19 protein-coding genes are annotated in these 25,425 nt (G+C 43.2%); 11 read left to right on the forward strand and 8 right to left on the reverse strand.

The window, feature by feature from the left end; all coding sequences use genetic code 11:
- Positions 1-4 precede the first annotated feature (4 nt).
- Complete coding sequence (pstB, locus tag OCU77_RS11155) at positions 5-754, forward strand: phosphate ABC transporter ATP-binding protein PstB (protein ID WP_107302518.1); 750 nt, start codon at positions 5-7, stop codon at positions 752-754.
- A gap of 123 nt (positions 755-877) precedes the next feature.
- Here the strand turns inward: pstB and OCU77_RS11160 are convergent, their stop codons facing one another.
- A complete protein-coding gene (locus OCU77_RS11160) occupies positions 878-1,234 on the reverse strand; it encodes a VanZ family protein (protein WP_048899534.1) in 357 nt (118 codons plus the stop codon).
- A 234-nt stretch (positions 1,235-1,468) separates the two neighbouring features.
- Complete coding sequence (locus OCU77_RS11165; RefSeq protein ID WP_048899533.1) at positions 1,469-3,424, reverse strand: SEL1-like repeat protein; 1,956 nt, start codon at positions 3,422-3,424, stop codon at positions 1,469-1,471.
- A 408-nt stretch (positions 3,425-3,832) separates the two neighbouring features.
- Between OCU77_RS11165 and OCU77_RS11170 the strand changes: the two genes are divergently transcribed.
- Entirely contained in the window at positions 3,833-5,524 is a 1,692-nt protein-coding gene (locus tag OCU77_RS11170) for a mechanosensitive ion channel family protein (protein WP_048899532.1), read from the forward strand.
- 270 nt (positions 5,525-5,794) lie between these two features.
- Positions 5,795-6,223, forward strand: a complete 429-nt coding sequence (locus OCU77_RS11175) for an META domain-containing protein (protein WP_048899531.1) — start codon at positions 5,795-5,797, stop codon at positions 6,221-6,223.
- Between the two features lie 126 nt (positions 6,224-6,349).
- Here OCU77_RS11175 and OCU77_RS11180 read toward each other — a convergent pair whose 3' ends face one another.
- Both OCU77_RS11180 and metE read right to left on the reverse strand, forming a co-directional pair.
- On the reverse strand, positions 6,350-7,960 hold the full coding sequence (locus OCU77_RS11180) for a CHASE domain-containing protein (protein WP_107302519.1): 1,611 nt from the start codon (positions 7,958-7,960) through the stop codon (positions 6,350-6,352).
- A gap of 183 nt (positions 7,961-8,143) precedes the next feature.
- Positions 8,144-10,471: a 5-methyltetrahydropteroyltriglutamate--homocysteine S-methyltransferase gene (gene metE / locus OCU77_RS11185; RefSeq protein ID WP_048899528.1), complete on the reverse strand. Its 2,328-nt coding sequence runs from the start codon at positions 10,469-10,471 to the stop codon at positions 8,144-8,146.
- Between the two features lie 233 nt (positions 10,472-10,704).
- On the opposite strand from metE, the gene metR reads away from it, so the two are divergent.
- Positions 10,705-11,616, forward strand: coding sequence for an HTH-type transcriptional regulator MetR (metR, locus tag OCU77_RS11190; protein ID WP_048899527.1), 912 nt, complete (start codon positions 10,705-10,707; stop codon positions 11,614-11,616).
- Between the two features lie 86 nt (positions 11,617-11,702).
- Here metR and OCU77_RS11195 read toward each other — a convergent pair whose 3' ends face one another.
- Positions 11,703-11,891 carry a DUF4250 domain-containing protein gene (locus OCU77_RS11195; protein ID WP_048899526.1) on the reverse strand — a complete coding sequence of 63 codons (189 nt, stop codon included), beginning with the start codon at positions 11,889-11,891 and terminating at the stop codon, positions 11,703-11,705.
- Between the two features lie 219 nt (positions 11,892-12,110).
- On the opposite strand from OCU77_RS11195, the gene OCU77_RS11200 reads away from it, so the two are divergent.
- Positions 12,111-12,728 carry a PEP-CTERM sorting domain-containing protein gene (locus OCU77_RS11200; RefSeq protein ID WP_048899525.1) on the forward strand — a complete coding sequence of 206 codons (618 nt, stop codon included), beginning with the start codon at positions 12,111-12,113 and terminating at the stop codon, positions 12,726-12,728.
- Positions 12,729-12,771: 43 nt separating this feature from the next.
- On the opposite strand, the gene OCU77_RS11205 is transcribed toward OCU77_RS11200, so the two are convergent.
- Positions 12,772-13,437 (reverse strand): hypothetical protein, encoded by a 666-nt coding sequence (locus tag OCU77_RS11205; protein ID WP_107302537.1) that lies wholly within the window; start codon positions 13,435-13,437, stop codon positions 12,772-12,774.
- A gap of 238 nt (positions 13,438-13,675) precedes the next feature.
- On the opposite strand from OCU77_RS11205, the gene OCU77_RS11210 reads away from it, so the two are divergent.
- The 4 genes from OCU77_RS11210 (at position 13,676) to glpC (ending at position 19,624) form a co-directional block, all read left to right on the forward strand.
- Positions 13,676-14,854 (forward strand): GGDEF domain-containing protein, encoded by a 1,179-nt coding sequence (locus OCU77_RS11210; RefSeq protein ID WP_162845610.1) that lies wholly within the window; start codon positions 13,676-13,678, stop codon positions 14,852-14,854.
- Between the two features lie 464 nt (positions 14,855-15,318).
- A complete protein-coding gene (gene glpA / locus OCU77_RS11215; protein WP_107302521.1) occupies positions 15,319-17,085 on the forward strand; it encodes an anaerobic glycerol-3-phosphate dehydrogenase subunit A in 1,767 nt (588 codons plus the stop codon).
- Positions 17,082-18,416, forward strand: a complete 1,335-nt coding sequence (gene glpB / locus OCU77_RS11220) for a glycerol-3-phosphate dehydrogenase subunit GlpB (protein ID WP_107302522.1) — start codon at positions 17,082-17,084, stop codon at positions 18,414-18,416. The genes glpA and glpB overlap by 4 nt, the downstream gene beginning before the upstream one ends.
- Positions 18,413-19,624: an anaerobic glycerol-3-phosphate dehydrogenase subunit GlpC gene (glpC, locus tag OCU77_RS11225; RefSeq protein ID WP_107302523.1), complete on the forward strand. Its 1,212-nt coding sequence runs from the start codon at positions 18,413-18,415 to the stop codon at positions 19,622-19,624. Before glpB ends, glpC begins: the two co-directional genes overlap by 4 nt.
- A 74-nt stretch (positions 19,625-19,698) precedes the next feature.
- Here glpC and OCU77_RS11230 read toward each other — a convergent pair whose 3' ends face one another.
- Entirely contained in the window at positions 19,699-20,769 is a 1,071-nt protein-coding gene (locus tag OCU77_RS11230) for an agmatine deiminase family protein (protein WP_084711819.1), read from the reverse strand.
- A gap of 241 nt (positions 20,770-21,010) precedes the next feature.
- Here OCU77_RS11230 and OCU77_RS11235 point away from each other — a divergent pair, with 241 nt between their 5' ends.
- Entirely contained in the window at positions 21,011-22,897 is a 1,887-nt protein-coding gene (locus tag OCU77_RS11235) for a methyl-accepting chemotaxis protein (protein ID WP_048899521.1), read from the forward strand.
- Positions 22,898-22,915: 18 nt separating this feature from the next.
- Here OCU77_RS11235 and OCU77_RS11240 read toward each other — a convergent pair whose 3' ends face one another.
- On the reverse strand, positions 22,916-24,142 hold the full coding sequence (locus tag OCU77_RS11240; RefSeq protein WP_048899520.1) for an MFS transporter: 1,227 nt from the start codon (positions 24,140-24,142) through the stop codon (positions 22,916-22,918).
- A gap of 101 nt (positions 24,143-24,243) precedes the next feature.
- On the opposite strand from OCU77_RS11240, the gene OCU77_RS11245 reads away from it, so the two are divergent.
- A complete protein-coding gene (locus tag OCU77_RS11245; RefSeq protein ID WP_048899519.1) occupies positions 24,244-25,116 on the forward strand; it encodes a LysR family transcriptional regulator in 873 nt (290 codons plus the stop codon).
- Positions 25,117-25,425 lie beyond the last annotated feature (309 nt).

A 25,425-nucleotide genomic window follows, 5' to 3' on the forward strand; every position in this document is an offset into this window, starting at 1 on the left:
AACCATGAACAAATTTGATATCCAAGATCTAGACCTATACTACGGTTCGAACCAAGCACTTAAAAAGATTAACCTGCCAATTCCAAACCGCCAGGTAACAGCATTAATTGGCCCATCTGGCTGTGGTAAATCAACGCTACTTCGTTGCTTAAACCGCATGAACGACCTGATCGAAGGCGTAAAAATCGACGGTAACCTAACCATGGATGGCGAGAACGTTTACGGCAACATCGATGTTTCTCAGCTACGTATTAAAGTTGGCATGGTGTTCCAAAAGCCGAACCCATTCCCTATGAGCATCTACGAAAACGTGGCTTACGGCCTACGTGCTCAAGGCATTAAAGATAAGAAAGAATTAGACAAAGTGGTTGAACAATCACTACGCGGTGCAGCATTGTGGGATGAAGTAAAAGATCGTCTTAAATCGCACGCCTTTGGTCTTTCAGGTGGTCAGCAACAACGTCTGTGTATTGCTCGTACGATTGCTATGCAGCCTGAAGTTATCCTTATGGATGAACCAACATCGGCACTGGATCCAATCGCAACCAAGAAGATTGAAGATTTGATGGAGTCACTCAAAAAAGAGTTCACCATCGTTATCGTGACCCACTCCATGCAGCAAGCACGTCGTATTTCAGACCGTACAGCCTTCTTCCTGATGGGCGAGCTGGTTGAACACGATGACACACAAGCACTATTCAACAACCCAGGCGATGACCGTACCCGCGGTTACGTCAATGGTGATTTCGGCTAATCATCCACTGATTTGAAGGCCATTGACTATTCAGCACTGGTCTTCTTTATTCCTCAGTTGCCGTATTGAAACGAATAATAAAAGCGATGGTACTATTGCCCCCTTCTAGTAAGGGGGCTTTTTTTATTTTGTTAAAAACAGCTTTTCAACGATAAACGCTAACGCAATGCCACACAGCAAGCCCGTACCATTGGCTAATAAATCCAGCCATTCACCATAGCGGTTCACATAGGGTTGAAGCAGTTCAATTACGCCACTCCAACAAAAGAAGAACAAAGCTATCCATAACCAACGTTTTGGTCTTCTCAGGGCTACGCTAAAAATCAACGCACCATACGCGATGAAATGGTGAGTTTTGTCGGTGCCGGGTACGGTCGGCAATTCAGCTAAAGGAGTCAATGACAACACAGTAATCAAGGTTAAATTGATTGCTGCAATAACTAGCCAATACCGACGAATGAAATTGAATAACAGCTGCATTTAATACTTTCCAAATGAAAACATGGACTCTTACTTTTTGCAGTGTAAACAGCAGATTAATGCAAAACAAGTATGCCTTCATATCAGGTCTTCGCGGCTATACGTACACAATACGCAATATATCTCGCAATCTTCCCTTCTTTTTGAAAACAAAAACGGCTTTCCGAAGAAAGCCGTTCTAATAGGTAACTCATTCACGTGGCGCATCAATGATGACGCACACCTGTATATCGATTAGCAGCCACCTGAATCCCATTCAAACTGTGAAGTAAACGCATTCCATTTTTGTTTGGCTTGGAAATGTACTTTGCGGCCATCCGAGTAAGTACGGTAACAGTTACCGTTAGTACATTTAGTATTACAAGTGACAAAGCCCGCTTTAGCACGTGGTTTAGCCGGGTATGGATCGTAGCTAACTTGTGCTGTTTTCTTCGGCTTCACAGGCACATTTTTCACTAGCTGATCAGATTTGACATAACCCAAGGTGTAATTGTTTATATCAAGCACTTCCGTCCAAGTCTCGTTACTGCCTAGGCTATAGACATATGTCCCTTTTGACAGCTTCTTCACCACATTGCTGTTAGTGTTGGTTGCAGACAAAATATTCACTGTTGACGCATTGGTTTTAAATTTATTCAACTTAGCCAATGCGTCTTTAATATTATTCTTAGCTAGCTTATTACCTTGCTTCGCGGATTTCGCAAACCAATACGCTGCCCACGCGTAGTTTTTCTTAACGCCCTGACCTTTTTTGTATAGCAGCCCTAGGTTATTTTGCGCAGAAGCATGATCACTCTTCGCCGCTTTGCTATACCAGTTAAACGCAGCCTGATTATCTTCAGCAGTACCCTCACCATTGTCATACATAACACCTAAGTTATATTGTGACGTAGTGTGTCCTTGTTCTGCTGCTTTTTTGTACCAAGTGAATGCCGTGCGGTTGCTCTTAGTATTGCCATCTCCAAATGCATAGCTATTAGCGTATTTAAATTGTGCATCTACGTGACCTTGTTTAGCCGCCTTGCCATACCACTTAGCTGCAGATGAAAGGCTCTTATTAACCCCCTCACCGTTGTAGTAACGGTTACCCAATACATACTGCGCATTACTATTGCCTTGCTCAGCCGCTTTGGTTAACCACTTAACGGCTTGCTGGTAGTTTTGTTCAACCCCTTCACCATTACTATACAAAACCCCCATATTACCTTGTGCGCTAACATGACCTTGCAACGCCGCTTGCTTGAACCAATATGCTGCGGCTTTTTTATCCACTGTACCTGCATAGCCAAAGTAATAGGATTGTCCTAGATTGTATTGCCCCGCAGCGAGATTCTGATTAGCAGATTTGGTATGCCATTCAAGTGCTTTTTTCCCGTCTTTCTTAACACCTTTCCCATCGAGGTAAAGATTACCAAGCTGGTTTTGCGCACCGGCTAACCCTTGCTCGGCAGCTTTCATATAAAGCTCTACCGCTTTTCGGTAGTCGCGCCTTACGCCACGGCCTTTCTCATAAAGATCACCCAGATTAAATTGAGCCGAGGCCAACCCTTGATCGGCAGCTTTTTGATACCACTTTACGGCCTCTGTAGCATTCTTAGTAACTCCCTTTCCCTCTTCATACATAATGCCGAGGTTATTTTGAGCAGATGCATAACCTTGTTTGGCTGATTTTAAATACCAACTCGCTGCTTCTTTACTGTTTTTATTTAAACCTTGAGTACCATTGGCGTAATGCACACCTAAGTTATACTCAGCAACACGATTTCCTTTCTCTGCCGATAAGAAAGTCTTGAGCGTTGGCTTATAGCGTTCGACAAACTTAATAGCCTCAGGCTGCCCCTGTGTTGCCGCCTGTTTAATATACTGATGGCCTTTCGAAAACTGCTTGTCATTAAAAGTAATAAGACCATATTGATACTGTGCTTTTGCCATACCGGCATCGGCAGCTTTCTTCAACCACTCGATATCAGAGTCAGAAACACGATTATAACGGCTACTTGCTAGATCATAGATGCCATACATGGCATCAACATTGCCTTCCTCTGCAAGCTCTAACCAAATTTCTTGTGCCTTTGCAGGTTCTCCATCTTGTAATGCTGATAGGCCATCTTCATAAGTTGATGCACACCCCCCCAACAGACCAGCAGAACACAATAAGACTAATAATTGCCTTTTAAATAACTTTTCCATGTACCTATACCTACTAACGTTTTTCTATCTCATGTTGACAGATGATATTGTTATAATTAAGCCTGTAAGTATAAATGACACCAATAGCAAAATTCTTCTTACAAGGTAAAAATACGTGACTAAGGTATTATTAATTATGGATATTTTGATCACTATCATCATTTTCACCCATCGCAGGCCATAAATTATAGAGTGATATTTGTACTCTTTGACTTGAATCGATATCACAAAAACACCTAGGTCTGCTTAACTTAATAAAATCTAGCCAATGCAGTAGCCACAGCAAAGCCCAAGTAATAATGTAAGCACTTGGTTTATGCTAAAAATCGTTATCGTAGAATTTTGACTAACCAGTAGCATTCGCTTGATATGCTATTAATTGTTCGGGTTTTTTAGGAGTACCATTTCATGCGTTTGATTTGCATTCTTTTATTGATGTTTTCATCGTGGGTGTGGGCAAATACGGAAGAAACATCAGCAGCGCCGCCTGACCAGAAACCTGCCGCAATTACTCAAATAAAAACATTAAATACGGAATTAAAAGAACTACTGAGTGAATCAAAAACCTCTACAGGTTCAGCTCAAAATGTTGTTAGCCTACAGCTGATCAACAAAAATGAAGAGCTACGTGAAGTTATTGCAGACTTGGTTAACCGTTCAAAGCAAGATGATGAAACAATCAAACCTTATCATTCATTCGTGCTTGAACAGGTCAATTACCAAGTTAAGTTCATCGAAGAAGCTATTGTTTTTCTGACAAAAAAAGTTAACGCTGATGAACAAAAACTCGATACGCTTGGCGATGAGCAAAAGTTACTAACCCAAAAGAAAGTACAAGAGATTCGCAGTTATATTCAGCGCCTACTAAGCCAACAATGGACAAATTATCATTGGCTTGCCGATCTAGGCATAGATACCAGTAAACAAAAAAACGCGCTAGTTAATAACATTGAACATAAATTAGAGTACTTATCTGCCTCTCTGACTTTTAATAGCCAGCAAGAGCAAACACTGAATAAACAATTAAAAGCCGCGACAGAAAGTGAAAAAGGGTCATTGCAGCTTCTGCATATATTATCTGAACGTCAGCTCGCCAGTGATCTCACCAATATGCAGGCATTCATCAAGCTGGCCGATCAAATGTCTGTCGATACTGCCGATTATAAAAAGCAAATCTTTGAGCAAACAGGTAACGTGACAAATGATTTACTCAACGTTGCAGTGCTCCTTTCTATTGTCCGTAACAACCTTGAAGATCTGAGCCACTGGGTGGTTGATAACGCCCCACAAATGTTATTCAAACTGTTTGTGTTTATCATCATCATTGCTGTTTTCCGCATTCTGAAAAACATCACCAGTAAAATGGTTAAAAAAGCCGTCTCATCCCCTAACCTACGCATGTCTCAATTGATGCAAGAGTTCTTTGTGTCTATGTCTGGCAAAGGGGTATTTTGTATCGGTTTACTGATTGCGCTATCGCAAATCGGGCTCGATTTAACCCCAATATTAACGGGGTTCGGGGTTGCTGGTGTCATTATTGGTTTTGCATTACAAGACACCCTTTCAAACTTTGCATCTGGCATGATGCTATTGATTTATCGCCCTTTTGATGTCGGGGATTTTGTTGAAGCCGGTGGCGTTTCAGGCAAGGTTAGTCACATGAGCCTAGTCAGTACCACCATCAAGACCTTTGATAACCAGATCTTAATTGTTCCTAACAGTAAAATTTGGGGCGATACCATCAAAAACGTCACGCATGAGCGTGTTCGTCGGGTGGATATGATATTTGGTATAGGTTATAGCGATGATTTAGAGCTCGCAGAAAAAGTGTTTAACGACATCATCGACGAGCACCCTATGGTACTTCGCCAACCGGAAAAAACCATCAAACTACACACTCTTAATACCTCATCTGTGGACTATATCGTAAGGCCATGGGTGAAAACAGAAGACTACTGGGACGTATACTGGGATGTCACACGTGAAGTAAAACGTCGATTTGATGAAGTTGGGCTCTCGATTCCCTTCCCCCAACAAGACGTACACTTACATGTCGCGGATGCTGAAGCTGCGAGCCTAGCGAAAGTAAAACGCGACTAAGATTGCGCCATCTAAGATGATGAACATTGTAAAATTGACTCAGTGCTAACAAAACAGATAAAAAGCCATGCCATAGTGTTTTCATCTGTTAGACATTATAAATAAGTGGTTTTAAAGCAATATTACTGATTGTTGTGTTGAAAATTATTAGTCATTAATTGCTATCTCATCAAGCAATTATTCAACATTTAACGTTATAATGATGTCCATTCTCATTGTGAGAAACTTTATTATCTAATGGCTAGCCATTACTTATTGGGGAAACCTATTATGAAAAAGCGTTTTTTAGCAGCCCTTGCTCTTCCTGTAATTTTAGCGGCATGTGCAAGCAACAACACAGCTCAAGTCGCATCAGAACAAGCACTGATCAATAACAACTGGGTATTAACTCAAGTTGATAGCAAAACGCTTGAACTGCCAGAGCCAATGAAAGCCCCTAACCTAGAGCTAGGCGCTGATATGAATGCAAATGGCCTTGCTGGCTGTAACCGCTTCTTTGGCCAAGCTGAATACAAAGAAGGTAAAGTACGTCTAGATAAAATGGGTATGACTATGATGGCTTGCCCAGAGCCTGCAATGGCACTAGAAAACACTTTCGCACAAACACTGAGTGATTGGAGTGAAGCAACAATTAGCGGCAACCAACTGACGCTAAAAGGTGCTGAGCACACGCTAACATTCGAGCGTGACGCTAAATAATATCCTGTAATGAGTACTGAAAATATTGAATCGCTATACTCAATATTTTCTAATGACATAAAAAAGCGAAGCATCTTTTATGCTTCGCTTTTTTTATGCCGCGTGGTCACACCCTATTATTAACTGTCAGCATAATGTCACAAGATCTGAAGTTACCTCAGGAAGCACCTTGATACACCTAACTGCATTTCTACCAGCTGATTTCGCCTGATACAAAGCCGAGTCGGCAAGATTAAAAAGCGAATCTGGTGTTTGGTTATCGATCTTAATCACGGACACGACACCAACCGAAACAGTCACAACCTTGGCATGGCTTGCCGTTTTGTGTTCAATCGCTATCCGCTCTATAGCTGTTTTACATTGCTTTGCCACGACTTCTCCACGGGTAGTATTCGGCAGCAAGACAGCAAATTCTTCACCACCAATGCGCGCTATACGATCAGCTGGGCGCTTTAATACTCGCTCTAATTCTGTCGCCACTAACCGCAAACAACGATCGCCAGCTTGGTGTCCATAGGTATCATTAAATTGCTTAAAGCAATCTATATCAAAAATAAGCAAGGCTAACGGCTTAGATTCTCGTTTAGAGCGTAAAAACTCTTTCTCGAAGTACTCATCGAAATAGCGTCGATTCGCGATGCCAGTGAGTGCATCTGTTTTGGTTAGGCGCTCTAACTTTTCATTGGCTTCATTAAGTTGCGCATTCTTTTCATCTAAAGCCCTTTGCATCGCTTCATTTTTTCTTGCCGCAACAAACGCCATCCACGTTGATAAACCAAAGAAAACATTACCGAGAATAAATACCCACCAAGGTGTTTGTGTTCTACGAGCAGAGAAATACTGTCGACTTGGTACGGCTTCAAGTACCCAACGACGCCCAGCATAATTCATTACCGACCGCGTATAGCGATAGTGCGATAGCAACTCACCATGGGCACTACTCACTATGTCTCGTGAAAATAGCACTGACTTATTAGCCGGTATCGTGGCATCCCATAGCGTAATGGATATTTCTTGGTCTTCACCGCCTCTGTATATTGCAGAAAATATCGACTGAATGTCGAAAACCCCCAAGATAAAGCCCCGTAACGATTCTTCTTTATTTGCCTTAATCGGTATATTAAAAACAGGCACTAAAGCAAGCACCCCTATTCGATCATCGGGAGATTGAACCAACTTTATGCCTTCAGAAAGTTGCACATCCCCCGTATTTATTGCCCTGGACATGGCTTCACGACGACGAGAGTTTGAATTCAGATCATACCCCATTGCCGCTTCATTCATTTCTAGTGGTTCAAGATAAAAAACGGGGTAATAATAATCACGCTCTGTTGCTACCCCCATTTCCCCTGAACTTAAGCGCTCAGTAAATTGAAAACCATTGTAATGCGCACGACCTTGCGCCTCAACGGCAGCCCTTTCATCATGAGAAACACGCGGGATCCATTCCAGTGCTTGTACCTTAGTATGACGACTTAATATATAAGCGGATTCAGCGGCAAAAGATGATGATGAAATTATTTCGTTATTATCAAAGTGAGCTTTGAGCGCATAGACAGACTCAATATTAAATTTTAATCCCTTATAGTATGAAAGCGCTTTATCGTTTATTTCATCTTGAAATTCACGCTCGATGTTTTTTGTTTCTACCTGATAGAACAACCAAAAGAACACGCTGGATATTATGACCCCCATGATAGCTGAAATTAAGGTTATTCTGTAAAGTCGCTTTCCCATTGGAACCCTTTTTATTCATTTATCTTTCCATTGTTAGAACAAAAAAAATGTATTACCAGTCCCATGTTTCTGTTTTTTGCTATCACTAGCACTTTTCTTTTACTAATAAATAAAAAAGACGCACAATAAGTGCGTCTTTTAAACTTAAGGCCACGATAGTAAATAACCTTTATAATCGCGGAGTTAAACCGCTTTTGCTTGCCATTGTTTCCGTAAGGTTTTAGCAGCTGTTACTAGATTTTTCAGTGCAGCTTCTGTCTCTTCCCAGTTACGAGTTTTCAAGCCACAGTCTGGGTTAATCCATAAGCGTTCTGCAGGGATCAGTCCTTCAGCCTTTTCAACTAAGTGAATAATTTGCTCAACTGATGGGATATTTGGTGAGTGAATATCGTAAACACCAGGACCAATTTCATTTGGATAAGCAAACTCTTCAAATGCTTTTAACAATTCCATGTCTGAACGCGATGTTTCAATCGTAATCACATCCGCATCTAGCGCAGCAACAGACTGAATAATGTGGTTAAATTCGCTATAACACATGTGCGTATGAATTTGCGTCTCAGGTTCAGCACTAGCCGCTGAAATCTTGAAAGCATTCACTGCCCAGTCTAGATATGTTTGCCACTGGCTCGCTTTCAGTGGTAGACCTTCACGTATCGCTGGCTCATCTATTTGAATAATATTAATTCCAGCTTGTTGAAGATCGGACACCTCATCACGCAACGCTAAGGCAATCTGATTGGCAATTTGTTCACGGGTGAGATCTTCACGTGGGAAAGTCCAACCTAAAATAGTGACAGGGCCTGTCAGCATGCCTTTTACTGGCTTCTCGGTTAACGATTGTGCATACGTTGCCCAGTCAACTGTCATTGGTTGTGCTCGATAAATATCTGACACTATTACTGCAGGTTTAACACAGCGAGAACCGTAGCTTTGTACCCAACCAAAGCGGGTTACAGCAAACCCTTCGAGCAATTCTGCAAAGTATTCCACCATGTCGTTACGTTCAGCTTCACCATGGACGAAGACATCGAGATCCAACGCTTCTTGACGCGCTATCGCATCAGCAATATGTCCTTTCAATGCAGTATTATAATCCGCCTCTGTCAGTCGCCCTGCTTTGAAATCTCGACGCTGTGTACGAATTTCATTAGTTTGTGGGAACGAACCAATCGTCGTCGTCGGCAATAGCGGTAATCCCAAAGCTTTACGCTGCTGGCGAGCACGTTCACTATACGGCGCTTTGCGCTCAGCCAACGCTGCGGTAATTGCATTTGTGCGTTGACGAACATCTGCATTGTTTACGCGCTCGCTGGTTACACGGGCTTTAATCGGTGCGCTATATTTATCACATTCAGCTTTTGCAATGGCATCACCATCAAGTGCATGTGCAAGCAAGGTGACTTCACGGCATTTTTGTTTAGCGAATGACAGCCACTGACGGACCTCAGGTTCAATCTCGGTTTCTAAATCCAAATCAATTGGGCTATGCAGTAAAGAACAGGAGCTGGCCACCCATAGGCGCTCACCTAATGCTGCTTTAACAGGTGCTAAGCGCTCAAGTTGCGCTGATAAATCGGCACGCCATACATTACGACCATTGACGACACCAGCTGATAGCACCCAAGAGGATGGAAGCTTTGCCACCACATCGTTCAACTGTTCAGGCGATGCTGATAAATCTAGATGCAGACCATCAATATTCAGTTCAACAATTTTATCCAGATGGTGCGTAATATTGTCGAAGTAGGTTGTTAGCAGTAATTTGGTATCACCTTTTAAAACTTGGTAAGCCAATTTAAATGAATCGGACCATGCTTTAGGTAATTCAAGTGCCAACACAGGTTCATCAATTTGTACCCACTCGACGCCAAGCCCTGATAGCTTATTGAGGATTTGTTGGTACGCTGTGAGCAAACGCGGCAATAAAGATAAACGATCAAAACCTTCTTCTTTTTCTTTACCTAGCCATAAGTAAGAGACAGGGCCTAGCAGAACAGGCTTTACATCGTGACCCGCTTTTTTCGCTTCAGCCACTTCTTCAAAGAGCTGTTGCCAGCTGACATTGAATTCATCCTCCTTGGTAAACTCAGGCACAATATAGTGGTAATTCGTATTAAACCACTTTGTCATATCTGATGCGGCACACGCACAGCCCGTTGGTGCTTTACCACGTCCCACACGGAACAGGGTATCTAAATCGGGGAAGCCATTATTATGGCGCTGTGGAATATGACCTAAAAGCATGCTAGTACCTAGCACATGATCATACCAAGCAAAGTCACCCACGGTTACATAATCCAAGCCAGCACCCACTTGGTCACTCCAGTGGCGATGACGCAGTAAGCTACCAACTTCTTTTAATTCATTCTGATCAATCTCACCACGCCAATACTTTTCAAGTGCAAATTTCAATTCACGCTGAGAGCCAATACGAGGGTAACCAAGAATGTGCGTTACTGTTTTTGCTGCATCTTTTGCTGCTGGCGTTACTGTTGAGTTCGTTGTCATTATTCTAATTCCTTCAGAAGTCTGGATATCTAAACAATGCCGTACCCACTCAATTTCGACAATCTCGAATCACTCACATTCAAATTGAATAAAATTCATAATCAACCACAAGCATAATGCAATGCATTCATATTGAGCCGCACCATATATAGCCATCTGGATGTTTACACTTCTATAAAATACAGTTACATTGAATTTGATTAATTTATTCAAACGGATATTGAAGAAAGCTAATGATCGAGATAAAGCATCTCCGCACCCTATCGGTGTTACGCGATACAGGCTCGTTAACTGCGACCGCGAATACGCTTTGCTTAACGCAATCGGCTCTGTCACATCAGCTGAAAGATTTAGAACAACGCTTAGGCGGACAACTTTTTTTGCGTAAAACTCGTCCTGTTCGCTTCACCCCTGAAGGCGATATTCTGTTAAAGCTGGCTGATGAAATATTTCCTCGTATTACCAAGGCTGAACACGCTCTCGCCAATTTAAAAGAAGATGCCCATGGCCGATTACACATGGCAATTGACTGCCATTCTTGTTTTCAATGGCTCATGCCCGCGTTGAAGGAATACCAGATCCATTGGCCTTCAGTATCACTGGACTTTTCCTCCGGATTTGGCTTCGAGCCCATACCTGCGTTAACCAGTGGCGAATTAGACTTGGTGATTACGTCAGATATCCAGCCTCGTAACGAAGTGCACTACGAGCCCCTGTTCGATTTTGAAATGCGCTTGGTCGTTTCGCCACAATCGCCATTAGCCGATAAAGATTTTATCGAACCAGAAGACATTCTTGACCAAACCATGCTGAGCTACCCTGTTCAAAAAAATCGACTGGATGTGGTGAGACACTTTCTACAACCAGCCAATATAGAACCGAAGAGATGGAAACAAGCAGATAATACCCTGATGTTGGTACAGATGGTGTCGGCAGATCTCGGGGTCGCTGCGTTGCCTAACTGGGCGATTCATGATTTTTCACGGCAGGGATTGATCGTCAGTAAACCGTTAGGCAAGGGATTATGGCGACGCTTGTATGCGGCTATTCGCGCATCAGAAAACCAACGCCATTACTTGCAGGCTTTTTTTGCGACAGCCAGACAGCAGTGCCAGACGCATTTAGAAGGAATAAAAGCTGCGTAATCAACAATAAAGCCTCTACTGTTCTTCTGTTTACTTAACACAAGAACAAGAGAGGCTTTTGCCCATTATCTTCATTAGCGCTTTAACTATTTAAACTGATTATTAATCGGATCGTATTGAAAACCCAACTCCGCCATTTTTTCCATCAGTTCATCGTTATCGAGTTCATAACGGCTTAGTAACTCATCAACTGAGTTGCATTCTAAGCGCAGTTTTTCGTTCACAATGCCAAGCACTATGTGCCCATCCAGCTTGAGCAGATTATTAATTTCCATACTTCCTCCACCCCTTGTCTCAGAATCAAACTCACTTTAAGGGTAGTGAGTTTTAAATGGTTCGCCAAATAAAGCAGAGGCTCAACTGTCAGCATATCTTACACCGCTAGATGCTCAGCTATTACAGACCAAATATAAAACGATATAAATCAAACAGATAAATTAATGGCACACTACATGCTTAGTTTATATCAATATCAATTATTAAAGGTAAGACTGATGAATTTATTCACTAAATTTTTATTAATAAGCTGTACTCTATTATCTAGCACAGCTCACTCTGTCACAATTACTACCTTTACTGACAGCGCCTTATGGGAAGCAGCTGTCAGTTCTTATTCCCAAGAAGATTTTGAAATGTCACCCTCTGTCACAGCATCACAAGCTGGTGATACGTTTACTTTAGATGATTTTGAAATTGTCATTGACAAAAATCACGGCTCTATAGAAATTGATTCTTCAGGTACGGGTCCAATTATTGGTGGTACCAAGAGCTTTTTTGGTGATGTTCACTCTGTAGGTGGAACCGAACCACAATTCCAAACCCTTAACTTTTTCAATGATATATCTGCATTCGCGGCAGATTTTGCAGAAGGTGACGCTGATGGGATTACATTACACGTATTAGGTCAATCACTTCCAATCACATTCTCAGGAATTACTTTCTTTGGCTTTATTTCTGATACTGCATTTTCAAGTGTCAATATTACAGGCGGCTCAACCGGCAGTGGCTTTTATGTAATGGATAATGTGAAGTTTGTACCAGAGCCAAGCGCACTCCTGCTCTTTTCTTTAGGGCTCATCGGATTTGGTTTTATAAGAAAGTCGGCTAAATAAAAAGCCAGCTAATTGTCAGCTGGCTTTCTTCATCTAACTCGATTCAGAACAAACTTAGTTGCAGTCCGCTAGAGACCACCAGCAAACCCAATGAACCGAGTAGCTGCCAGCGATTAGCTTTTTTGTTAAGCATTATATGACCAGTCCAAACAAGCAAAGCAACAACCATCGACACAAGCGCTGCAATCACACTTGAAGTTATAGGCGCTAGAGCTGCTTCATCGAACTGAGACAAATACCAAACGAGAAACGGCAACGACACAATGGCACCAGCGAAACCGCCGAATGGCAGTAAACGGTGAAAGGCTTGTAAACGCGTACGCGCTTGAGTCAATAAGGTATGTGCTAACAAGGCACCAAGCGCTGCACCTAATGTCAGGCTTAATCCCGCCATCGGTAAATTCACACGAAACAGAACAGACAATAAAGCTAAGCCTGCTAAGCCATTAGCAAAGGAAAGCATATTAAGTGGACCCGCATCACGCGTTTTTCCTGTCTTCACTTTGATCGTGAAGTAAGCTAACGCGAGCAAAGGCAAAAGGGCTAATGGCAACTGAAGGATCACCAGTACCCAACCCAATAACAACACAGGTAGCGTTTTATGAACACGACCACGCTGGCCAGGGCAGATCTCGCCTTTAGTCAAAACAAGAGTAAAAATAAGCTGAGCTGTTAGCAAAGCTGGGATAAGAAAAATAATATAAGGCATCGGCTGCATCGGCATCAGTATTAACAAAGTGCAGGATTATATCTGCTTCTCAGATAACAAACTAGCGACGCAAAGCGCTGCCAAATCACCCTTTCACTATTTAATGACCAATCAACAAACCATTTTTTGGATCAACATCACGGCTAGTCTATTCAATTTGGTGAATAATCCTAGACTTAAAATCTACATCATTTTGCTAAGTCTCATTCATCGCAAGAAAAAGGAAATCTCTCGCCGAATGGTTATGCATGAAAATATCAATCAGGTATTTCGAACAGTAAAACACTACTTACCTGATTTGTGGAGTACCGCTGCACATAGCACCAGCTTTAGAAATACCCGTAGTGGATACTTACGCAGCCGCATCACGCTATTAGGGGTTGTGTGGGGCATACTGATTGTTTTATGGATCCCGTTTGACTTATTTTTCTTGCCCGAAAACCAAGGTACACCCATAGCGATTGCGAGGCTGATGCTTGGTGGTGGCTTGTTCTTAATTGCATGGCACTCACAACATCACGTTAGGCTGTATCAAGCACAGTGGAGCATGGTGTTATTGGTGCTGATGATCAATTTCTTCTATATCTACAGCATCTCTGTACTCGATTTCCCGCAAGTTTATAGTGGTGTCGAATACGGTTATACCTTACTGCCTATCCTTCATGTTGCTGTACTAACCATTCTACCTATCACGCTCAAAGAAAGTTTGGGATTACTTGCTATTACTGCGGTGTGCCAAATTGGGGTGGATATAAAAGCCCAGCGCTTATTTACGTCCGAGATAATGGCGGATTACTGGCTACAAAACGTATTAGCCCTGATGGTTATTTGGTCGCAACAATCCAAACTGTATATGTTGATGCGCCTCTATCGCCAAGCCACACTCGATCCATTAACGGGGATCTACAACCGCCGTATGTTGCTGCAACTGGCCCAAAAATCATTAGAGGCATGCGAGCAAAGCAAACAGCCCTTTACCGTGCTTTTATTTGATATCGATAAATTTAAACGGGTGAATGACACTTGGGGCCATGGTGCTGGGGATGACGTTTTAAAAGCGTTTACCTACTTCATACAAGAAAAAATACGTAAAACAGACTTATTTGGTCGCTATGGTGGGGAAGAGTTCATCCTGTTTTTACCTAACTGCGATCACCAAACTGGGCAAGAAATTGCGGATCGCATGTTGGACTCTCTCCGCGCATTAGAGTTAGATATCGACATCATGGATACAAAACTCCGCATCACATCATCTGTTGGCATTAGCAGTTTGAGCCAAGGTGATAGTTTATCTTCATTAATCGAACGTGCAGACCGTGCGCTATATGAATGTAAAGACGCAGGACGTGACTGTGCTCGTTTTCACCCATTAGGGTACGTGTATAGCCAAAACGAACGAAGAAAGGCCGTTGCTTAAACACCAAGATCCGACTTAACAAGGTGTTGGTAGTGAAACCATGCTGCAATACCCCTAATACATCCGATATTTTTAGCAACACAACTGCCATTTGGCCGTCAATATCACATTTACTACCTGCCCGCGCCTAATTATTGCCAATCTTATGAGTGCCCGCCATTCAAACCAGGTGAAAATTTAGGCGTTTTGCTATTCAAATTTTCCTCTCCACCCTCTTTCCTTTACAGGCACGAACAAATATCCGCCTAATCGCTCAAATATCCACAAGCCTGATACGCTCACCATCACATAAAGCGCGAACGAATGCTCGTTCGCTCATTTATGTGTAACAGATCAAATAATACCCGCATAAAAAGTGGCATATTTACCCCCATAGAAAAGGAATTTATCCCCCCTACCTTGTAATTGAGTTCTTTTTCTCCGTGATTTAGGTGTGGCAATAACAAGAATAAGCGAAAACGAGCATGAATAATTGGTATGAAACAGACGTTGTTATCATCGGCGGTGGCGCGACAGGCACAGGCATCATGCGTGATTGTGCGCTCCGTGGCATTCCATGTATTTTAATAGAGCGCGATGATCTCGCTTCCGGCACGACAGGCCGCAACCATGGCCTATTACACTCAGGTGCTCGCTACGCCGTGACGGATGAAGAATCTGCCCGTGAGTGTATTCAAGAAAACCGCATCCTAAAAAAGATTGCCCGTCACTGCGTGGAAGATACTCAAGGCCTTTTCATTTCGTTGCCAGAAGATGATCTAGACTTCCAAGCTAACTTCATCAACGCCTGTACACGTGCCGATATTGATGTAGAGCAGCTGTCACCTAAAGACGCACTGCGCCTTGAACCTAACTGTAACCCGAGCATGATCGGCGCTGTTAAAGTCCCCGATGGCACAATCGACCCTTTCCGCTTAGCGTCTTCCAACGTATTAGATGCGGTTGAACGTGGTGCTCGCTTATTCAATCACACCCTAGTAACTGGCCTTATTCGCGATGGCGATACAGTCAAAGGCGTGAAATGCTTAAACACAGCTACAGGCCAAAGCTTTGACATTTATGCTAAACAAGTGGTCAATGCCGCAGGGATCTGGGGCCAACAAATTTGTGAATATGGTGATTTGAACATCAAGATGTTCCCAGCCAAAGGTTCACTGCTTATTCTCGATTACCGCATTAACAATTTAGTAATCAACCGCTGTCGTAAGCCATCAGACGCAGACATTCTTGTACCCGGTGACACCATTTCACTTATCGGTACCACCTCTGAGCGTATTGACTACGATAAAATTGACGATCTTCATGTAACCAGCAAAGAGATTGATGTCCTGCTAGAAGAAGGCACCAAACTTGCCCCTATCATGGCTAACACTCGCGTACTTCGTGCTTATGCTGGTGTGCGCCCTCTGGTTGCCGTCGATGGCGATACCAGTGGCCGTAACATTAGCCGTGGCATCGTATTACTGGATCACGCTGAGCGTGATGGTATGGAAGGCTTTATCACCATTACCGGCGGTAAACTCATGACCTACCGCATGATGGCTGAATGGACCACAGATTTAGTGGCTAAGAAACTCGGTAATACCACAGCCTGTAGCACTCATGAAGTACCACTACCAGGTTCTGAGCAAGCATCTAAAACCGTTAAGAAGACTGCAAGCCTCGCCAAACCCGTTTATCAGTCGGCTTATTACCGTCACGGTGAACGCGCTGATAAATTCCTTAAAAATGACAAGAAAAGCCAAGCCGTTATTTGTGAATGTGAGATGGTCACCAGCGGTGAAGTTGAGTATGCCATCAAAGAATTAAACGTTCATAACTTAGTGGATTTACGTCGCCGTACACGTGTAGGCATGGGGCCATGCCAAGGCGAGTTATGTTCCTACCGCGCAGCTGGGCTATTTTCGGAATATGGCAAAACCACAGGCAACCAATCGAGTCAGCTTTTAAACGAATTTCTCGAAGAGCGCTGGAAAGGTATTAAACCTGTCTTCTGGGGTGATGCGCTACGTGAAGGTGAATTCACCTATTGGATTTATGAAGGCCTATTTGGCGGCAGCGATATCCCTACCAATGGCAGCGCAAGCCATGATATCCCGAACAGTGATATCCCGAACGGTGATATCCCAGCGACTGCAATAAATAACGAAACAGCTAATACCAACAAAGACGTGGGTACGCCCCACCAACAGAACAATAAGATCGAAGCACAAAGTGAGGTTGCACAATGAAATTTGATAGCTTAATTATCGGCGGTGGTGTTGCTGGCCTAAGCTGTGCCATTCGTTGTGCAGAAGCGGGCTTAAAAACAGCCGTTATTGCTGCTGGACAAAGTGCCCTACACTTTTCATCGGGTTCTATCGATCTACTCGGTCGCTTACCAAATGGTGAGTTAGTTACGCACCCATTCGAAGCGTTTGCTGCCTTAGAGCAACAGCAACCTGAGCACCCTTACTGTAAAATAGGCCAATCAAACGTAAAAACGGCGCTTGATTGGTATCAAGCTATGATGGCTGAATGCGGTGTGCAACTGACCGCGCAAGATGATGACACCAACCATTTGCGCCTAACCCCTATGGGTACCTTTCGCGCAACTTGGCTATCTCAGCAAACTGTGCATCCGTTTCCTATGTTTGAACCACAGCAAGGCTTAACCCGTATTGCGCTGGTTACACTAGATGGTTTCCGTGATTTCCAGCCAGAACTCACCGCAGATAACCTATCAAAAATCCCGCAATTTGCCGACGTTGCAATTACCACAGCAGCCGTAGAATTGCCTGATTTTGAAATCATGCAGCGTAACCCTTGCGAATTCCGTTCAATTGATATTTCACGTGTATTACGTGATGAATCTAAACTGCACGCGTTTGCTAAATCATTAATTCAACAAGTTGGCCAAGCAGATTTGGTTGTCCTCCCTTCCGTATTTGGAAATGGTGACGGCGCAGCAACCATCAAGCTACTCGAAGGCTTAACTGGCTTCACAATCTGTGAGCTACCTACCATGCCACCATCACTGCTCGGCATACGTTTAGAAGAAGCAATGAAATCTCGCTACAAAGCCCTTGGTGGATTGATCCTAGCGGGTGATGAAGTGAAACGAGGTGAGTTTAAAGATGGCAAATTAGCCAGAATCTATACCCGAAATCACCGCGACATGCCGCTGGTTGCTGACCACTTTCTGATTGCTACAGGCAGCTTTTTCAGCCATGGCATGCAAGCACAACGTCAAGCGGTGATTGAACCTATTTTTAATCTGGATTTATCCACAATCCCACATCGCGATAACTGGTATCAACACGATTTCTTTAGCCCACAAGCCCACCCTTTCATGAAAATGGGTGTTAAAGCGAATGCCTCCCTACAGCCATCTCGCCAAGGGCAAGCTATCGAAAACCTTTACTGTGCAGGCGCATTACTGTCTCACTACGATCCTGTCACAGAAGGTTGCGGCAGCGGTGTTGCAATCAGTACTGGCCACTTTGTTGCCGAGCAAATGATAGCTCACCACACACGTGAAATTGAAAACGTACCAGAACAACAAGAAAGGACTATCGCATGAGCCTTCCAAAAAAAGACACTAGCTTCGATCAATGTATTAAATGCACCGTTTGTACTGTCTACTGCCCAGTAGCAAAAGCGAACCCAGAATACCCAGGCCCTAAACAATGTGGTCCCGATGGCGAACGCTTACGCATGAAAAGTCCTGAGTTTTACGATGAAACACTCAAGCTTTGTACTAACTGTAAACGCTGCGAAACCGCCTGCCCATCTGGCGTAAAAATTGGTGATTTAATTGCAGTAGCGCGTGATGAGCACGCAAAAATGCCGCTGAACATCAAAACAATCCGTGATTACGTGCTTAGTCATACAGATTTAATGGGCTCGGTGGCAACCCCCTTTGCCCCTATCGTAAATGCAGTGACTGGCTTGAAGCCTGTGAAAAAAGCCATGCACCATACCATTGGCGTACATGACCATAAATCACTGCCGAAATACTCACACGGTACATTCCGCCGTTGGTACAAACAAAACTGTACCAGCCAAGCGTTATACCCAAAACAAGTACACTATTTCCACGGCTGCTTTGTAAACTATAACCACCCGCAACTGGGTAAAGACTTTGTCAAAGTCATGAATGCCATGAGCATTGGTGTCCAATTACTTGATAAAGAGAAATGTTGTGGTGTACCACTGATCGCCAATGGCTTTTTTGATAAAGCAAAGAAAAACGCCAAGCTCAATGTGAAGAAATTTGCTGAAGCGATTGAAAAGTACGATGCGCCTATCGTATCAACCTCTTCAACCTGTTCATTTACGCTACGCGAGGAATACCCTCACGTACTTAAAGTGGATAACAGCAAAGTGGCTGATAACATTGAGTACGTCACGCGCTTTTTACTCAAAGCCTTCATGAATGGTGATATGCCAAAAATGAAGCCAATCAATAAGAAAATTGTCTACCATACCCCGTGTCACCTAGAACGAACGGGTGGCAGCTTATACACAATTGAGCTTCTTAAAATGATCCCAGGCCTTGAAGTTGTCGTGCTCGATAGCCAATGTTGTGGCCTTGCGGGAACCTACGGCTTTAAAACTGAAAACTACGACACATCGATGGCAATTGGTGAAAAACTGTTTAAGCAAATTCGCCAATCCAATGCCGATTTTGCGATTACCGATTGTGAAACCTGTAAATGGCAAATTGAGGAAAACACCGACTTAGAAACAATTCACCCTGTTTCTTTGCTTGCGATGGCGATCGATTAATATCGAACCGAGGCACAACTTGTTATACCAAAGAAAGCCAGTATCACACTGGCTTTTCTTATATAGGCAGTAAATTAATCTCGGGAGAAATAATCTAAAAATGCTTGCTTATTGACTCCGCGAAGCTGAGTCGACATACAGCGCACCCCTCCACCCATCGCACAAATACCCGCCGATGAAACAGGCACCACCTTACGGTTCGTTATGCCCTGAACAGTGGCTAGTGCAATGCTGTCTTCAGGGATACCAAACTGTGGTAAATAAATAGTGTCAGGGGTAACCAATGCATTGGTATATAAGCCGCAAGCACTACCAAATTTCTCATCATAAATATGACTCGCATCGTACGGAGTGACTATCTCATGTATTTTCACATTCGGTAAGCCACGTCTTAAATCGGCTTTTAATTGCTCCGCATACTCAGGATCTTCACTGTAGGAGTTAACAATCAAGGTATTCTCTGCAACAAAGGCGACCACACCATCGGAGTGCTCCAAGCCACCTTGCTCATCCGACTCAATAAACGCGACATGCTTAAGCCCTAACAGCTTTTGTAGTGCTTGTCTGGCTTGGTCTTCCGTCAGTTTATTATCTCGTAAAAATTTACGGCTGATCACTGCATTCCCCGCGTAATCATCAACCAAATTACCGCCATCATTGAGCAAGTCAGTTTCAATAAATGCTAACCCTGCTCCATCAATTAACTCAGCATACTCCTCTTGTACTTCATCCGCTTTGCGTTGCCCACTTTTGCCCCCTCCTTGACCTGCAGCGGTATAGCGAAACATGGCCGCATTTTCGACATTTGATGTACCAAAATCACGCATCCAAATATCTAGCATGGGGTACACTTCAACATGTTCTTTGCCTAACGCTTTCACATACTTGGCGTAAGCGCCATCATCAACCAAAACCTTGACCTCATCGCCATTACTTATAATCTTCTTGGCATAATTCACATGAAAATCAAAGATATTATCAGCTTGTTCTTCGTAATAAGTATCACCAGTTATAGGTGCTGACAGTACGATCAATTCATTCTTCTTCGCCTCCAGATGAGTATCTGCAATGGCTGAATTTGCGCTTAGACTAGCGAACAGCAGTGAGGTTGTGATTAGTCCACTTAGTAACGATTTACGGTTCATACTATTGTCTCCATAGACTCAATTATTGCGATAGGGAGATAGTAGCTTGCGATAAGAATTTAAAAAATTTACTCACTATAACGAAAAGCTTATAGCCAAGGGCTTTCCAGCGAGTACAGCCTCAATACCCTTCAGCAAACTCAGACTAGAGCGGCCACAGCAAAGAACTGGTATAAACAAAACCATCAAAATAAAAAATGCGCCTATAGTTGTATATATAATATGACAACAAGGTTAGCTTATGAGGGCACTTTCAGTTCATTCAATCCGTGGGAAATTACTTAGCCTCGCGCTATTACTTGTTAGCGGTATTATCGCTTTTGGCTTCATCGAAAAAATGGCTTTTGATAATTTAAGTACATTACAGTCCACAGCCCAAGAGACAACACGCAGCCAAAATGATTTACTTACCCTACGTCGATATGAAAAAGACTTCCTCAGCCGCCTTGACCCTAAATACATAGTTCAATTTAATCAAACTTATCAAACGTTAGTTACACGATTACAGCAAATCGAGTCAAATTTGCATTATTACGAACTCGCGAACCAAGCTGATTTTCTAGAAATCTTCACACTTCTCAATCAATATGCCACCCAATTTAATCTCATCACCGATCAGAGGATCCTTATCGGATTAACTCCAGATCAAGGACTACAAGGGCAAATTCACCAAGCGGCCGATGCTGCAGAAGAAGCAATACTTTTAACCGCAGATGATCGTCTTCGTCGCATGTTGCTAACCCTAAGGCGTAATGAAAAAGACTTCCTGCTTACCAGTAACATCGATCATGTCACCGCATTTGATAATAACGCTGACACCCTGCTGACGGCTATTTCAGCAAGCCATATAGCCAGCAGTGACAAACAACCCCTCAAGCGCAGTATTTTGATGTATAAAACCATGTTTGATGAATTAAGCGCGGGGTATCAGACCATAGGATTAACACCTGCGGAAGGGTTATATGGCCAACTTAGAACGGCCGTTCACAATGTCGAGTCAGACTTAAAAGATCTTGAAAAAACAACGCTGAAAAGCATTAGTGCACGCGTACAAACAGAGGAGATAATACTCGCCGTCATTGGCCTTGGTTTTACATTACTCATCAGTGGTGCTTTGTTGATCATTAGCCGCCAAATTAGCCAGCGGTTAGCCAAAGTGAATGCCATCATGGCCAGTATTGCAGCTGGAGAAGGTGATTTGACCGTTCGTATGGATGATAAAGGTAAAGACGAGCTATCCCAATTAAGTCAATCTTTCGACCAATTCACAGCACGATTACAAGCTATTATCCGTGACGTTGCCCTTATCGCCCAGCAACTATCAAGCACAACTAAAGACTCACATCAAGCATCGACGCACAGTATGACCAATGCCGAACAGCAACAAGCTGAGTCTGCTTCAGTTGCGACTGCTGTTAATGAACTACTCGCAACCAGCAATGATATAGCAGCCAATATTGGTGATGCGGCGCATGCGGTAGAAGATGTCCAAAATGAAGCACTCGCCAGCCAAAAGATCAGCCAACAGGCAGGTAACAGCTTGCAATGTCTAGCCGCAGATATTACAGCATCGCAAACACTCATCACCCAGCTAGAGCTGCAAAGCCAAAGCATCAATAAAGTTATTTCAGTCATTCGTGATATTACGGATCAAACAAACTTATTGGCATTGAATGCCGCCATCGAAGCGGCTCGTGCTGGCGATCAAGGACGAGGGTTTGCCGTTGTTGCTGACGAGGTACGTCAATTAGCACAGAATACTCATCACTCCACTAAGGAAATAGAGCAAACCGTTGAAGACCTACATAATGGCGTTGAAGAAATTGTGGCTATCATGCATAAGAGCCAAGAACAAACTACAGTCACGGTTGAACAGACACAATCAGCCGTACTCGCTATGAATCGTATCGGTGACGCAATCGGTGGTATTTTAGATAAGAACTTACAAATTGCATCAGCGTCAGAACAACAAGCCATGGTATCGGCTGAGATTGATAAAAATATCACCCATATTTCTGAACTGGCGCAGCACACTGTTTCTATGATCCAACAATCAGCAGAAAGTAGCCACGAGGTCTCAGCCATGGCCGAACAATTAGATAAAGTGGTTAATCAATTCAAATACTAAACACAAAATCACTCGATATTAGGTTGCGGATGACAAATTATCTGTCTTCGCAACCTGTATTTCATAGCGTCGTAACCAGCAACACAAGGTAAATAGTGCTACGTATAACACCATGCCACCAGCCACTACCCCATGCCATGCACCGTACTGCCAGCAAGCAATAAGGTAGAAGCCTCCTAAGCTACCACTAACATAATAATGCACAAGGTATAACGCGGTTGCTGTGGCTTTTGCCGTTTTTGCTTTTCGGCTAACCCAAGCATAAGCCAACGAGTGAGTAAAAAAAGCACCCGAGCTAATCAGTAATAAACCCAGCAACATTGCAGGGATAGATTCAACTGCTGCTATCCACATTCCCGCGAGACTCACACTTGAACCCAATAACATCCCCGAGGTTGCGTTAAAGGACTGGCTCCACCAACCACTCAGCTTCGCGGTAATGGTGCCACTCAAATAACATAAAAAAATCATCGAGGTAATACTCAGCGGCATCGAATACGGCGGTGCGACTAAGCGAAATCCCATCACCGAGTATAAGTTAACGAACAGAGCAAAATTAATCCCGCCAATGAGCATAGCCAGCCATAGTGATCGCTGCTTTAAATGCTGAACAATAAAACGATGTTGCGCGCGGAGCTGACTGAGTCCAAAGCCTTTTTCAGGTGGCGTAAAGTGTTGCTGTTTAGGCAGCAAAGACCAAACCGCGCAAGCACCAATAAAGCTAAATATCGCCATACCAATAACGGCAGTCTGCCACCCCCAATACTCAGTAACGATACCACCAAATAGACGCCCAATAATCCCCCCCAAAGAATTGGCACTAATGTAAGTCCCTACGGCGATCATCAATCCCTTCGCTGAAAATTCCTCAGCCATATACGCAACAGCCACCGCGGCAAACCCAGCTAACGCTATCCCCATGAGTGCCCGCGCTACCGATAATAAAAAGAGGGTATCGGCCCATAACATCAACAAACCGACCAAAGGCAATAGAAACAAACTCACAAGCATGATGCGATAACGTCCCACACACTCCGAGGCGACCGCCCAAGGTACTAAGGTTATCGCAAGGCTAAATGTACCAGCCGCTAAAAGCCAATTGATCTTAGTCGCACTCACTGAAAATTGCTCAGCCATTACCGGTAATACGGGCTGGAATAGGTACAAATTACAGAAAACTAAAAACGAACCAAGCGCGAGGGCAAAGGTCGCTTTTTTATAGCGCGTAGTTCCAACCTGAATCATTTAGCTTGTCACCTCTTAAATTGATGACAAAACAGTAGCAAGCAGCCATTAATAATGAAAATATATTGAAACTATAAGGATGATAAATAAAAGATATAACTATGGACATTCGTCAGCTTAAATACTTTGTGACACTCGCTGAGATAGGTAATTTCACAGCAGCTGCTAAGCAACTCAATATTGCTCAACCGGCTTTGAGTATTGCGATCAAAAAGCTCGAGGCCTCACTAGAACTCGACCTTTTCCATCGTAACGAGCGAAAGATCACCTTAACCCACGAAGGGGAAGTATTACTGCCCCATGCACGCCTAGTGCTTCAACAATTAAACGACGCCGAAATAGCAATGGCGGAGTTGCGAGGATTAGAGAAAGGGGAAGTCCGATTAGGTGTGCCGAGTATGTTAGGTTCTTACTTCTTTCCTGAAATATTAATGGGCTTTAAGAGCCAATACCCCAACCTTAAATTAACCATGGTTGAAGGTGGTGCACAATCAATTCGAAAAATGCTGATCGATGGAGAGCTAGACTTAGGCGTTATCATTAACCATAACGTTCCCGAAGCGCTTGCGACAGAGCACTTACTTACCTCGCAAATGGTCGCTGTGGTAGGCGAAGATCATCCCTTTGCACCACAAGCAAGTATCGACTTCAAAACATTCTTTGCGCAAGAATTGGTAATGTTTAAAAAAGGTTATTTTCACCGCGAGTTCATCGACAGAGTATGTGATAGCCAGCAGCTCCAACCGCGCATTTCCTTTGAAACAAACTTACTCCCAATGATTTTAAACATAGTGAGGCGTGACTTCGCAATTAGTGCATTACTCGAAATGGTGACAGAGCACGAACACGGTGTATTGCCTATTCCTTTTGAAGAACCCGTTTATTTAGATATTGCCATTGCATGGCGAAAGCAAGGATATTTATCGCTCGCAGATCGTGCATTTAAAGAATATGTTAAAAAATGTTGCGGATAAACCAATTTTATAAATGCGATTTTAACGTCACATCAATTTCACACATCGACGCCACGTCACACTTATACCGTTAACATGTGCACCTATTATCCTTAAACAAAAAGCCATTCTTAATCTTATATTTACTTGCTTAACGATGAAAAACAGCAATTCAGTAGCACAAAATTAACATCACACAGAAAATTATGTTTTAGATCATAAGATAGTTTGTTAACTATCGTACCCCCAGCCCTTTTTAGGTACATTGCTGCTAAACGATGTGTAAGCAAATTATACAACTATTCACAGATTTTAATTTTTTCTATTTGT

This window comes from Photobacterium swingsii (genome assembly GCF_024346715.1).
Lineage (GTDB): Bacteria > Pseudomonadota > Gammaproteobacteria > Enterobacterales > Vibrionaceae > Photobacterium > Photobacterium swingsii.